The sequence below is a fragment of the Streptomyces sp. KMM 9044 genome (genome assembly GCF_024701375.2).
GTDB lineage: Bacteria > Actinomycetota > Actinomycetes > Streptomycetales > Streptomycetaceae > Streptomyces.
Genome location: NZ_CP113910.1, coordinates 3,810,172 through 3,821,999, shown reverse-complemented (window position 1 = coordinate 3,821,999; position 11,828 = coordinate 3,810,172). Strand labels below are relative to the sequence as shown.

Below are 11,828 nucleotides of genomic sequence, written 5' to 3'. Positions count from 1 at the left end.
GCGGTCGGACGGAAAAGACGTCACAGCGTGCGCAGCAGCACCGCCGGTTGCTCCACACAGTCCGCCACGTACCGCAGGAAGCCGCCCGCCGTGCCGCCGTCACAGACCCGGTGGTCGAAGGTGAGCGAGAGCTGCACGACCTGCCGCACCGCCAACTCGCCCTCGTGCACCCACGGCTTGGGGACGATGCGGCCGACGCCGAGCATGGCGGCCTCGGGGTGGTTGATGATCGGGGTGGAGCCGTCGACGCCGAAGACGCCGTAGTTGTTCAGCGTGAACGTGCCGCCGGTGAGTTCCGCCGGCGGCAGCGTTCCCGTGCGGGCCGCCTCGGTCAGCCGGGCGAACTCCGCCGTCAGCGACTCCGCGTTGCGCGTGTGCGCGTCCCGGACGACGGGGACGACGAGCCCGCGCTCGGTCTGCGCGGCGAAGCCGAGATGCACGGCCCTGTGCTGGACGACCTCCCTGGCCGTCATGTCCACGGAGGAGTTGAGCTCGGGGAAGCGGGTCAGCGCGGCGGTGCAGATCCGGGCCAGCAGAGCGAGCACGGAGATCTTCGGCCCGCCGGCCGCGGGGCTCTGCGGGCGTTCCTCGGCGAAACGCCGCATCGCGTCCCGCGCCCGCATCAGCTCGGTCGCGTCGGCGTCCACCCAACAGGTCGCGTCGGGGATCTCGGTGCGGCTGCGGGACAGCTTGCCGGCCATGACACCGCGGACGCCCTTGAGGGGGATACGGGCGGATTCCGAGGCAGTCGGGACTCCGACCGCCGGCGTGTACACCTGCGACGGTGCCGGTTCCTGTGCCGGTGTCCGCGGCGCGCGCGGCTCGGTGGAGGGTGTGGGCGTCCGGTCCTTGTCCCTGCCCGACTGCGTTCCGGCGGCCCGGAGGGCGTACTCCACGTCCGCCCGCAGGATCAGCCCCTCGGGCCCGGAACCGGACATCTCGCGCAGATCCAGACCATGCTGCCGGGCCAGTCGGCGCACCAGCGGCGAGATCACGGGTACCGGCCCGTCCACCGCCCCGGCGGCCGTACGGGCCTGCCGGGCAGCGGGTGCCTGTCCTTCGGCGGCGGTCCAACCGTTCGCCGTGGCCGGGGAGGAAGCGGTGGAAGCGGCGGGCGACGCCGGCGCGCTCGGCGCCGGCCGGCCCGGCCGCGCCCTGCGCCGCCGGGCCGGTGCCTCCGACGTTCCGTAACCGACCAGCACGTTGCCGGACCCCGCCGGCTGCGGGCCCTTTGCGCGGGAAACCGCCGCACGCGGGGCATCGGCGGGAGAGCCGTCCGTCGTGGAAGGCGTCTCCCGCGCCGGACGGCCGTCCTCGTCGGCCGGGCCGCCCACCGCGACCGTGATCAGCGGGGCGCCCACCGGCACCTCGGCGCCCTCGTCGCCGAAGCGGGCGGTGACCACGCCCCCGTACGGGCAGGGCACGTCCACCATCGCCTTGGCCGTCTCGACCTCGACGACCGGCTGGTCGACGGCGACGACCTCGCCGACCTCGACCAGCCAGCGCACGATCTCCGCCCCGGTGAGCCCCTCACCGAGGTCGGGCAGCTTGAACTCCAGCACCTCTGCCATCAGCTTTCGGCCTCCCACTGCAGACGCCCCACGGCATCCAGGATCCGGTCCACGCCGGGCAGGTGGTGACGCTCCAGCATCGGCGGCGGATACGGGAGGTCGAACCCTGCCACACGCAGCACCGGTGCCTCCAGACGGTGGAAGCAGCGCTCCGTGACCCGGGCCGCGATCTCCCCGCCGGGACCGCCGAAACCGCCCGACTCGTGGACGACGACCGCACGTCCCGTCCGCCGCACCGAGGCGCACACCGTCGCGTCGTCGAACGGCACCAGCGAGCGCAGATCGACGACCTCCAGGTCCCAGCCCTCGGCGCGGGCCGCCTCGGCCGCCTCCACGCAGACGGGAAGGGACGGCCCGTACGTGATGAGCGTGGCGCTCCGGCCGGAGCGCCGTACCACCGCACGGCCCAAGGGTTCGACGGCCGTCGGCTGCTCCGGGTTCCAGGAGTCCTTCGACCAGTACAGGCGCTTGGGCTCGAGGAGAACGACCGGGTCGTCGGAGGCGATGGCGGCCCGCAGCAGCCCGTAGGCGTCCGGGACGGTCGCGGGCGTGACGACATGAAGCCCGGGAGTCGCCATGTAGTACGCCTCGGAGGAGTCGCTGTGGTGCTCGACGCCGCCGATGCCACCCCCGTAGGGGATGCGGATGGTGAGCGGCAGGGGCATCCTGCCACGCGTGCGGTTGCGCATCCTGGCGACGTGCGACACCAACTGCTCGAACGCCGGGTAGGCGAACGCGTCGAACTGCATCTCCACGACCGGCCGCAGCCCGTACATCGCCATGCCGACGGCTGTCCCGAGGATGCCCGCCTCGGCCAGCGGGGTGTCCGTGCAGCGGTCCTCGCCGAACTCCTCGGCGAGTCCGTCGGTGATCCGGAAGACACCGCCGAGGGTGCCGACGTCCTCGCCCATCACGTGCACGGAGGGGTCCGCGGCCATCGCGTCGCGCAGCGCGCGGGTGAGCGCCTGTGCCATGGTGGCCGGTTTGGCGGCGACGGTGGTCATCGCTGCGTGCCCCCCGGCTCGGTCCCGGAACCGGGCGCGGCTTCGGCTTCGGCTTCGGCCGCCAGCTCGGCCCGCAGCTGCTCCCGTTGTTCCAGCAGCTGGGGCGTGGGCTCGGCGTAGACGTGGGTGAACAGGTCCATGGGGTCGAGCACCGGGTCCTGGTTCATGCGCGCCCGCAGGTCGGCGGCCATGGTCTCGGCGTCCTGACGGACGGCGGCGAGACGGTCGTCGTCGAGCAGGCCGCGGCGGGTCAGTTCCTGTCCGAGGAGCGTGACGGGGTCGTGCTCCCGCCAGGTCTCCACCTCGGCGTCGCCCCGGTAGCGGCTCGCGTCGTCGGCGTTGGTGTGCGCCTCCACGCGGTAGGTGACCGCCTCGACCAGGGTCGGGCCGCCTCCCGCGCGCGCGTGGTGCACGGCGTCGGCCAGGACCTCGTGCACGGCGGCCGCGTCGTTGCCGTCGACCAGTCGGCCGGGCATCCCGTAGCCGACGGCCTTGTGTGCCAGCGACGGGGCCGCGGTCTGTTTGGCAAGCGGGACGGAGATCGCGAAGCCGTTGTTCTGGACGAGGAAGACGACCGGTGCCCGCCACACGGCGGCGAAGTTCAGTGCCTCGTGGAAGTCGCCCTCGCTGGTCCCGCCGTCGCCGACCATCGCCAGCGCGACCACGTCGTCGCCCTTGAGGCGGGCGGCGTGCGCGAGTCCGACGGCATGCGGCAACTGGGTGGCCAGCGGCGTGCTCAACGGCGCGACCCGGTGCTCGTAGGGGTCGTAGCCGGTGTGCCGGTCACCGCGCAGGAGGGTGAGGGTCTCGACGGGGTCCACCCCGCGCGCGACGACGGCGAGCGTGTCGCGGTAGCTCGGGAAGAGCCAGTCCTGTTCCTTCAGGACCAGCGCGGCGGCGACCTCGCAGGCCTCCTGACCGGTGCTGGAGGGGTAGACCGCGAGACGGCCCTGCTTGGTGAGCGCGGTGGCCTGCGCGTTGTAGCGGCGGCCCTTCACCAGCTCCGCGTACAGCCGGCGCAGCAGCTCCGGGTCGGCCGCGTCGGCCCGCTCGGTGCCGAGCACGCGGTACGGCTCCGGGTCGGGCAGCAGCGGCGCGGGGTCGGTACGTGGCTGCCAGGCGGGCGGCGGGGTCGGCCGGTACGCGCCCCGCTGCTCCATGACCGTCATGACGGCACCTCCTCGTGGGAGTCGCTTGGTGGGGTGCGGCGTCTGTGACGCGCCCCACCAACCGATTGTTCGGTCGCCGGCACATTTTGGCTACGGGTGGTACCAGGCTGTGGACAAACGGTTCTCCACAGCCTGAGATGGACGCAGTACGTCCAAGGCGGAGAGGCGGGGCCGGGTGTCGTCTGAACAAATGGCCGAGAGTGCCGGGGGTCCGGAGGGGAGCGGGCCGGTGCCGCCCGCGCGTCCTCTGGACGCCATAGACCAGGACATCCTGCGCATGCTCCAGGCGGACGGCCGCGCCTCCGTCCGGTCCGTCGCCGACCGGGTCCACGTCTCCCGCGCGAACGCCTACGCCCGGATCAACCGGCTCGTCGAGGACGGCGTCATCCGGGGCTTCGGGGCTCGCGTCGACCACGAACGGGCCGGTCACGGCACCTCCGCGTACATCACCCTGAAAATCGTCCAGAACACCTGGCGCACGGTTCGCGAGCAGCTCCGGCAGCTCCCCGGCGCCTCCCACATCGCCCTGGTGGGCGGCGACTTCGACGTACTGCTCCTGGTGCACACCCCGGACAACCGGGCGTTGCGGGAACTGGTGCTGACCCGGCTCCAGGCGATCCCCGAGGTGCTCAGCACACGCACCCTGCTGGTGTTCGAGGAGGAGGACCTGGAGCCGCAGGGGTGAACCGCCGGACCGGCCCTCCCGGAGCCCGTCCTAGCCCGCCTTGCGCAGCCCTCCGAAGGCCAGCCGGACCACCGCGTCGGTCACCTCGCGCTCGCTCATGCCGCGCCCGTCGGGCCGGTACCACTCGACGAGCGAGTTGATCATTCCGAAGACCAGCCTGGTCACCAGGCGCACCTCGATGTCGCCCCGCACGTCCCCGTCGGCCGCCGCGGCTCTCAACAGCGCCGCCACCCGGTGGTCGAACTCGCGGCGCCGCTCCAGGGCCCACCGCTCGGTGCCCGTGTTGCCGCGCACGCGCAGCAGCAGCGTCACGTACGGCAGCTCCGCGATCAGGACCTCGACCATGCGCCGTACGACGTACTCCAGGCGCTCGGCGGCACGCCCCACACGCGCGTACTCCTCGTCGAGGATGCCGAAGAGGCCGTCCAGCGCCCGGGTCACCGCGCGCCGCAACAGCTCCTCCTTGCCCGCCACGTGGTGGTAGATCGACGACTTGGAGATACCTGCGGCCTGGGAGAGATGCTCCATGGAGGTGCCGTCGTAGCCACGCTCGTTGAACACCCGGACGGCGACGGAGAGCAGGGATTCCGGGGTGTACGTGTCGCGTCTCGCGGTGGTCACGGGGTGTCCTCCCGCTTCTCGGTGGCGCACGCGTGCCGGTAGAGCGCGAGGGAGGGCGCGTAGCGGCCGGACGGATCGCGCTCGTGCAGGTCGTCGAGGAGGGAACCGGCCCAGCCGCGGCCGAGGCGGCGACTCCACTCGAAGGGCCCCAAAGGGTAGTTGACACCCAGGCGCATCGCGGTGTCGATGTCCTCCTCGGTGGCCACCCCCTTGGCGACGGCGTCGTACGCCAGGTCGATGATCCGCGCCACCGTGCGCGCGACGATCATGCCGGGGACGTCCCCGATGACGCTGACCTTCTTCCCGAGCGCCTGGAACAGTCCGGTGGCCTCGGCGACGGTCCGCGCGGAGGTGTCCTGGGAGTGGGACAGGGCGATGCGCGTGGCCCCGCGGTAGTCGGGTGAGAGGTCGAAGTAGACGACGTCGCGGTACTCCACGGAGGTCTGGCCGTCGGCGAGCGCCAGTTGGCCGCCGCTGGGCAGCACCAGGCGGGTGCCGTTGTCCTCGTCCTCCGCGCGGACCTGGATTCCGGCCTCGCGGATCAGGGCGAGCAGGTCCGAGGCGGGCCCCAGATCACCCTCGGCGACCACGTACGCGGGTGCCCCGGCCTGCTCCGCGGTGCGCGGCTCGGGACGCTCGGCGCCGTCCGCGTAGCCGTACCAGCCCCGGCCGCTCTTGCGGCCGAGGCGGCCGGACTCGACCAGCCGGCGCTGGGCGAGCGAGGGTGTGAAGCGCACGTCCTGGAAGAAGGCCTGCCACACCGAGTGGGTGACGGACTCGTTGACGTCCTGCCCGATGAGGTCGGTCAGTTCGAAGGCGCCCATGCGGAAGCCGCCGGACTCGCGCAGCACCGCGTCGATCGTGGCCGGATCGGCCCCCTGGGACTCGTACACCGTGAAGGCCTCGGCGTAGAAGGGCCGGGCGATGCGGTTGACGACGAAGCCGGGGGTGTCGGCGCAGGCGACCGGCGTCTTGCCCCAGGCGCGGGCCGTCTCGTACGCGCGCGTGGCGCAGGTGGCGTCGGTGGCGAAGCCGGAGACGACCTCGACGAGCGGCAGCAGCGGCGCCGGGTTGAAGAAGTGCAGCCCCACGAAGCGGCCGGGGAGGCGCAGGGCGCCGCCGACGGCGGTGACCGACAGGGAGGAGGTGTTGGTGGCGAGCAGGCAGTCGTCGGAGACGACGTCCTCCAGCGCGCGGAACAGCTCCTGTTTGACGTCCAGGCGCTCCAGGACGGCCTCGACGGCCAGGGCGCAGTCGGCGAGTCCTGTGAGGTCGTCGGCGGGCAGCAGGCGGTCGCGGGCGGCGTCCCGGTCGGCGGTGGTGAGCCGCCCCTTCGCCACGAGCCGGTCGAGCCGGGCCACGATCCCCTCGGCGGCTTCCCGTCCCCGGCCGGGGACGGCGTCGTACAGCCGCACGGGATGACCCGCGGTCAGTGCGACCTGGGCGATGCCCTGGCCCATGGTGCCCGTGCCGACGACGGCCACGGGGCTGCTGAGGTCGAGTGCTGTCATGTGCGCGATCCTCCCGCACGGGCTTGTCCACAGATGCGGCGGACCTCTTGTCCCGACCGATCGTTCGGTTACTCTAACTCCGACCGTCCGACTTCCGACATCTCCTGCCCCGACGCCCTCCGCTTTGGCTTTGGCGTCGTCGGCTTCCGCCCCCTGCCCCCTGCCCCCTGCTTCCTGCTTCCTGCTTCCTGCTTCCTGCCCAAGGCTTTGCCCGGTCCCCGAACTCGACGAGGAGTTGGTCCCCGATGACCGCCGAGAACACCGCGCAGCAGCTGACCGCCCAGCACCGGCCCACCCTGGACCGGGCGCTGGAAGCGATCCGCACGCGCGCGTACTGGTCCCCGCACCCCGAGCACCCCAAGGCCTACGGGGAGAACGGCAGCATGGACCCAGCGGCGGGCCAGGCCGCCTTCGACGCGCTGCTCGGCACCCGCCTCGACCTCGGCCAGCCCGGCACCGACGACTGGGTGGGCGGCGAGACCTCCCCGTACGGCATCGAGCTGGGCGTCAGCTACCCGCACGCGGACCTCGACGTGCTGCTGCCCGCCATGCGGGCCGGGATGCGGACCTGGCGGGACGCGGGCGCCGAGACCCGCGCGGTGGTCTGCCTGGAGATCCTCAAGCGGATCAGCGACCGGACGCCCGAGTTCGCCCACGCCGTCATGCACACCTCCGGCCAGGCGTTCATGATGGCGTTCCAAGCGGGCGGCCCGCACGCGCAGGACCGCGGCATGGAGGCGGTGGCGTACGCGTACGCCGAGCAGGTGCGCACCCCCACCGCCGCGGAGTGGACCAAACCGCAGGGCAAGCGCGACCCGCTGGCGCTGACCAAGCAGTTCACGCCGGTCCCGCGCGGCATCGGTCTGGTCATCGGCTGCAACACCTTCCCGACATGGAACGGCTATCCGGGCCTGTTCGCCTCCCTCGCCACCGGCAACGCGGTCCTGGTCAAGCCGCATCCCCGCGCGGTGCTGCCGCTCGCCCTCACCGTGCAGGTCGCGCGCCAGGTGCTCACCGAGGCCGGCTTCGACCCGAACCTGGTGGCGCTGGCCGCCGAGCGGCCCGGCGAGGGCATCGCCAGGACCCTGGCCACACGTCCGGAGATCCGGATCGTCGACTACACCGGCTCCACGGAGTTCGGCGACTGGCTGGAGGCCAACGCCCGCCAGGCGCAGGTGTACACGGAGAAGGCCGGCGTCAACACGGTGATCGTGGAGTCGACCGGGAACTACCGGGGCATGCTCGCCAACCTGGCGTTCTCCCTGTCGCTCTACAGCGGCCAGATGTGCACCACCCCGCAGAACCTGCTGATCCCGCGCGACGGCATCACCACCGACCAGGGCCCCAAGTCCTTCGACGAGGTCGTCGCCGACCTGGCGCAGGCGGTCGACGGCCTGCTCGGCGACGACACGCGCGCGAACGCCCTGCTGGGCGCGATCGTCAACCCCGATGTCAGGGCCCGCCTGGAAGCCGCCGCCGGGCTCGGCGAGGTCGCCCTCGCCTCCCGCGGGATCACCCACCCGGAGTTCCCGGACGCGGTGGTCCGTACGCCGGTGATCGTGAAGCTCGACGGTGCGAAGCCGGACGGCGAGGCCGCCTGCATGAACGAGTGCTTCGGACCGGTCTCCTTCGCCGTCGCCGTCGACTCCGCGTCCGACGCGGCGAAGCTGCTGCGGCGCACCGTCCGTGAGAGGGGCGCGATGACCGTCGGCGCGTACACGACCTCCCCGGAGTTCGAGGAGACGGTACGGGAGGTCTGCCTGGAGGAGGCCGCCCAGCTCTCCCTCAACCTCACCGGCGGGGTGTACGTCAACCAGACGGCCGCCTTCTCCGACTTCCACGGCTCCGGCGGCAACCCGGCGGCCAACGCGGCCCTCACCGACACCGCCTTCGTGGCCAACCGCTTCCGGGTGATCGAGGTGCGCCGGGAGGCATGAGCCCTCCTCGTGGGCCCGTGTTCTTACGCGGGAGCACCACCAGGTGCGCCCCCGGTGGCGCTCCAGTGGTACAGCGTCATGGCCACGCTGGTCGCGAGGTTGTAGCTGGAGACCTGGGGGCGCATCGGCAGCGCCACCAGATGGTCGGCACGCGCGCGCAGCTCGGACGAGAGCCCGCTGCGCTCCGAGCCGAAGGCGAGCAGCGCGTCGTCCGGAAGTTCCAGCGCGCGGATGTCCTCGCCCTCCGGATCGAGTGCGAACACCGGGCCGCCGGGCAGTTCGCCGACGGCCAGCCGCTCCACGGCGGTCGCGAAGTGCAGCCCGGCCCCGCCGCGCACGACGGTGGGGTGCCAGGGGTCGAGGGTGCCGGTGGTGACGACCCCGGTCGCCCCGAAACCGGCGGCCAGCCGGATCACGGCGCCCGCGTTGCCGAGGTTGCGCGGCTGGTCCAGGACCACCACGGGGGCGGTGCGCGGGGTGTGCGCCAGCCTCTCCAGGTTGCCCGCGCGGAAGGGGCGTACGGCGAGGGCGGCGACGGCGGTGGGATGCGGGCGCGGCACGAGCGAGGCGTACGCCTCGTACGGCACCTCGGCCAGCAGCACCGCCAGCGCCTCCCGGACGTCCGGGGCCAGCTCGTCGGCGAGGGCGAGCGCGGCGGCCCGGTCCGCGGTGACCGCCATCTCGACGTCGGCGCCGAAGCGTACGGCGTGTTTGAGGGCGTGGAAGCCGTCGAGCAGGACAGCGCCCCCGCTCCGCCGGTGCCAGTGGGTCACGGTGGTGGTTTCCTGGGCAGGAGGCGCAGGAGGCGCAGGAGGCACGGAGGTGCCCTCGGGGGCGGTGTCGCGGTCGGGGGCTGCCATGACGTGCAGCCTACGGGCGCGTGCCGGGTGCTTTCCCGGGCGCGGGGACGGCGGGCCCTTGACCGGCCCGATCCACCGGCTCCTCCGGCTCCATCCGGCCCACCCGATCCACCGGCTCTCCCGGGCTTCCGGCCCTGGGTGCGGGCACCGGCGCACCACCCGAGTGCCTGCGCGTGCGCGGCGGTATCCGGAGTACCGGGCTGCGTACCCACGCGCAGAGGCGCGTGAAGACGTGGCCCAGGCGGCACAGGAACGACGTCGGCAGGAAGACGGCGTCGGCCGCGATCATCGCCAGGGAGAAGAACGGCAGCCCCAGGGCGACGGCGATCACCGCGTGCTCGGTGACCATGAGCGCCAGGAGCACGTTCTTGACCCGCCGGTTGAACAGGGTGAACGGGAAGGCCACCTGTACGGCGACCGTTCCGTAGGTCACCAGCATCACCAGGGTGCCGCTGGCGGTCAGCAGGTCACCGAGGGCCGGCCAGGGGGAAAAGTACTCCAGGTGCAGCGGGTAGTGCACCGCGGTGCCGTCCTGCCAGCGGGAGCCCTGGATCTTGTACCAGCCGGCCGTGGCGTAGATCAGACAGGCCTCGGCCATGATCACCAGCAGGGCGCCGTTGTGCACGATGTTGGTGACGACGTCCAGCAGGGCGCGTGGCTGCGGGGTCCTCGCACAGCGCCCCACCAGCCACCACAGCGCCTGCGCCAGCCATACGGCCCACAGCAGCGTCGGCACGAACCAGTCGCCGTCCATCCGCCCGGCCAGGGTCGCCAGGAGCAGCAGGAAACCCAGCACCCCCCACAGCGCGGGGCCTGTCCGGTCCTGCGGCCGCTCTCCACGCGCGCGTGCCTCGTCCGTGCGCCGGGCGCGCCGCGCGTCCAGGGACCACACCTGGCCGCAGCGCGTGAACACGAGGTAGACCGCCATCAGGTGCAGGACGTTGTCGCCGCCGTCGCCCATGAAGACGCTGCGGTTCTGCAGCGACAGCACGCCCACCATGAACAGCACCGACATGGTGCGGGTACGCCAGCCCAGCAGCAGCAGGACGCTCCACACCGCCGCGAGCAGGTAGAGGGCCTCGAACCAGCCCTGGTTGTTTGACCACAGCAGCGCGGTGAAGGCTCCGTTGGACCCGACGAGCTGATCGGCGAGGTCCCAGGCCCACGGGCCGTCGGGCCCGTACAGCTCCTGGCGGTGGGGGAACTCGCGCAGCAGGAACAGGAGCCAGGTCGCGCTGAACCCGATCCGGATCACCGCGGTCTGGTGAGGGCCGAGGGCCGCATCGGTGACCCGTGCGACGGCACCGGAGACCTTGGTCGAGAAGCGGTTCACCCGGTACCTCCCCCAGCCTCGTCCTCCGGCACCGGCCACCAGGGCAGCGTGCGGTACACCGGCTTCGTGGAGACCTCCTCCTCGCTCCACTCGGGCGGCGGCACATCGGCCGTGCGGGAGCGGACCTGGATCCGGTCGACGACACCGCCCGGCCCGGCCGCGGCCGACCGGTCGAGCCGCATCACCATGATCCGGCGCAGATACGACTCGGCCAGCGTGCCGCGCATCCCCACCGGCCGGTCCGCACCGTCGTGCGTGGCGACGAAGAAGTCCCAGGCGCGGCGCAGCTCGTTCTGCTGGGTGTGGCTGGGCAGGAGGTTGCCGTCGATGGCCCGGCCGTCCTCGGCGGACAGGTCGTACCAGCCGGTGGTCCGCACTCCCCCGGCCGGCGTCAGCACCTCGGCACGGACCTGGACGGAGATGTTCTGTTGCAACGGGTTCGGCGCGAACAGCTTCCAGTTCTGCTCGAACTCCGGGTAGATCCAGTCATCGACCGCCTCGGCGTGCTCCTTGGAGACCGTGTTCGCAGGCGCTACGTGCAGGAACGCCATGCCTATGTGCACACAGACGACGACCGCGACGACCCCGAGCGCCACGACGGCAACGATCCGGTGGCGGAGCGGGAGGGCGGCCACGCCGGTACGGGATCCGGGGGGCGGGGGGTCCGCGTCCGGGGCCGGAGGGGCGTTCGAGTGCCGGGGGTCCTCCTGGGCAGCGGGCCCCTCCGGTGCGGGAGCACGCGGGGCGAGAGGCTGTGCGGGAGGGGGCGCGGGAGAGGGCGGATCCGGGGGCGGTGCAGGGGCAGGACAGCCCGGCGCGCCCGGCCCGGTCCGCCCGTGCCGGGCCTGCGAGTCCTCGTCGTACGCGTCCATCCCGCCCCGTTCCCACAGTTCCGGTCCGGATCCCGGTCCGGATCCCGGTCGATCACCGCCACCGTGCGGCGTGCGAGAGCGTCGTGCCGCCCGCACACCGCTTCGCAACGTCGCACGGGAACGGTACTCAGCACCGGCCGTCCCGGCACAGTCCCGGCGGTCCGCGCACTCCGCGGCCGTCACCACATCCACGGCCGGGTCCGGTCGGGCCCGGGTTGTCCACGGACAGCCCGCCCCGACGATCCCGCGCGCAGGTTTTCCACAG

At 72.7% G+C, this 11,828-nt stretch carries 10 protein-coding genes; 2 read left to right on the top strand and 8 right to left on the bottom strand.

Features of this window, described 5'->3' with window-relative positions; all coding sequences use genetic code 11:
• Positions 1 to 20: 20 nt before the first annotated feature.
• From HUV60_RS17250 to pdhA, 3 genes are read right to left on the bottom strand one after another with little or no spacing between them, the layout of a single operon-like run.
• Complete coding sequence (locus tag HUV60_RS17250; RefSeq protein ID WP_257850417.1) at positions 21 to 1,571, bottom strand: dihydrolipoamide acetyltransferase family protein; 1,551 nt, start codon at positions 1,569 to 1,571, stop codon at positions 21 to 23.
• Positions 1,571 to 2,575 carry an alpha-ketoacid dehydrogenase subunit beta gene (locus tag HUV60_RS17245; protein WP_257850418.1) on the bottom strand — a complete coding sequence of 335 codons (1,005 nt, stop codon included), beginning with the start codon at positions 2,573 to 2,575 and terminating at the stop codon, positions 1,571 to 1,573. Before HUV60_RS17245 ends, HUV60_RS17250 begins: the two co-directional genes overlap by 1 nt.
• On the bottom strand, positions 2,572 to 3,744 hold the full coding sequence (gene pdhA, locus HUV60_RS17240; protein WP_257850419.1) for a pyruvate dehydrogenase (acetyl-transferring) E1 component subunit alpha: 1,173 nt from the start codon (positions 3,742 to 3,744) through the stop codon (positions 2,572 to 2,574). The genes HUV60_RS17245 and pdhA overlap by 4 nt, the downstream gene beginning before the upstream one ends.
• A 190-nt stretch (positions 3,745 to 3,934) precedes the next feature.
• On the opposite strand from pdhA, the gene HUV60_RS17235 reads away from it, so the two are divergent.
• Positions 3,935 to 4,429 carry an Lrp/AsnC family transcriptional regulator gene (locus tag HUV60_RS17235; protein ID WP_257850420.1) on the top strand — a complete coding sequence of 165 codons (495 nt, stop codon included), beginning with the start codon at positions 3,935 to 3,937 and terminating at the stop codon, positions 4,427 to 4,429.
• A 30-nt stretch (positions 4,430 to 4,459) separates the two neighbouring features.
• Here HUV60_RS17235 and HUV60_RS17230 read toward each other — a convergent pair whose 3' ends face one another.
• Positions 4,460 to 5,050, bottom strand: a complete 591-nt coding sequence (locus HUV60_RS17230) for a TetR/AcrR family transcriptional regulator (protein ID WP_257850421.1) — start codon at positions 5,048 to 5,050, stop codon at positions 4,460 to 4,462.
• Positions 5,047 to 6,561 (bottom strand): 3-hydroxyacyl-CoA dehydrogenase, encoded by a 1,515-nt coding sequence (locus tag HUV60_RS17225; protein WP_257850422.1) that lies wholly within the window; start codon positions 6,559 to 6,561, stop codon positions 5,047 to 5,049. Before HUV60_RS17225 ends, HUV60_RS17230 begins: the two co-directional genes overlap by 4 nt.
• 245 nt (positions 6,562 to 6,806) lie before the next feature.
• Between HUV60_RS17225 and paaN the strand changes: the two genes are divergently transcribed.
• A complete protein-coding gene (gene paaN, locus HUV60_RS17220) occupies positions 6,807 to 8,498 on the top strand; it encodes a phenylacetic acid degradation protein PaaN (RefSeq protein ID WP_257850423.1) in 1,692 nt (563 codons plus the stop codon).
• A gap of 23 nt (positions 8,499 to 8,521) precedes the next feature.
• Here paaN and HUV60_RS17215 read toward each other — a convergent pair whose 3' ends face one another.
• From HUV60_RS17215 to HUV60_RS17205, 3 genes are read right to left on the bottom strand one after another with little or no spacing between them, the layout of a single operon-like run.
• Positions 8,522 to 9,358 carry a TrmH family RNA methyltransferase gene (locus tag HUV60_RS17215; RefSeq protein WP_257850424.1) on the bottom strand — a complete coding sequence of 279 codons (837 nt, stop codon included), beginning with the start codon at positions 9,356 to 9,358 and terminating at the stop codon, positions 8,522 to 8,524.
• A 10-nt stretch (positions 9,359 to 9,368) separates the two neighbouring features.
• A complete protein-coding gene (locus HUV60_RS17210) occupies positions 9,369 to 10,691 on the bottom strand; it encodes an HTTM domain-containing protein (RefSeq protein WP_257850425.1) in 1,323 nt (440 codons plus the stop codon).
• Entirely contained in the window at positions 10,688 to 11,563 is an 876-nt protein-coding gene (locus tag HUV60_RS17205; protein ID WP_257850426.1) for a DUF5819 family protein, read from the bottom strand. Before HUV60_RS17205 ends, HUV60_RS17210 begins: the two co-directional genes overlap by 4 nt.
• Positions 11,564 to 11,828: the final 265 nt, after the last annotated feature.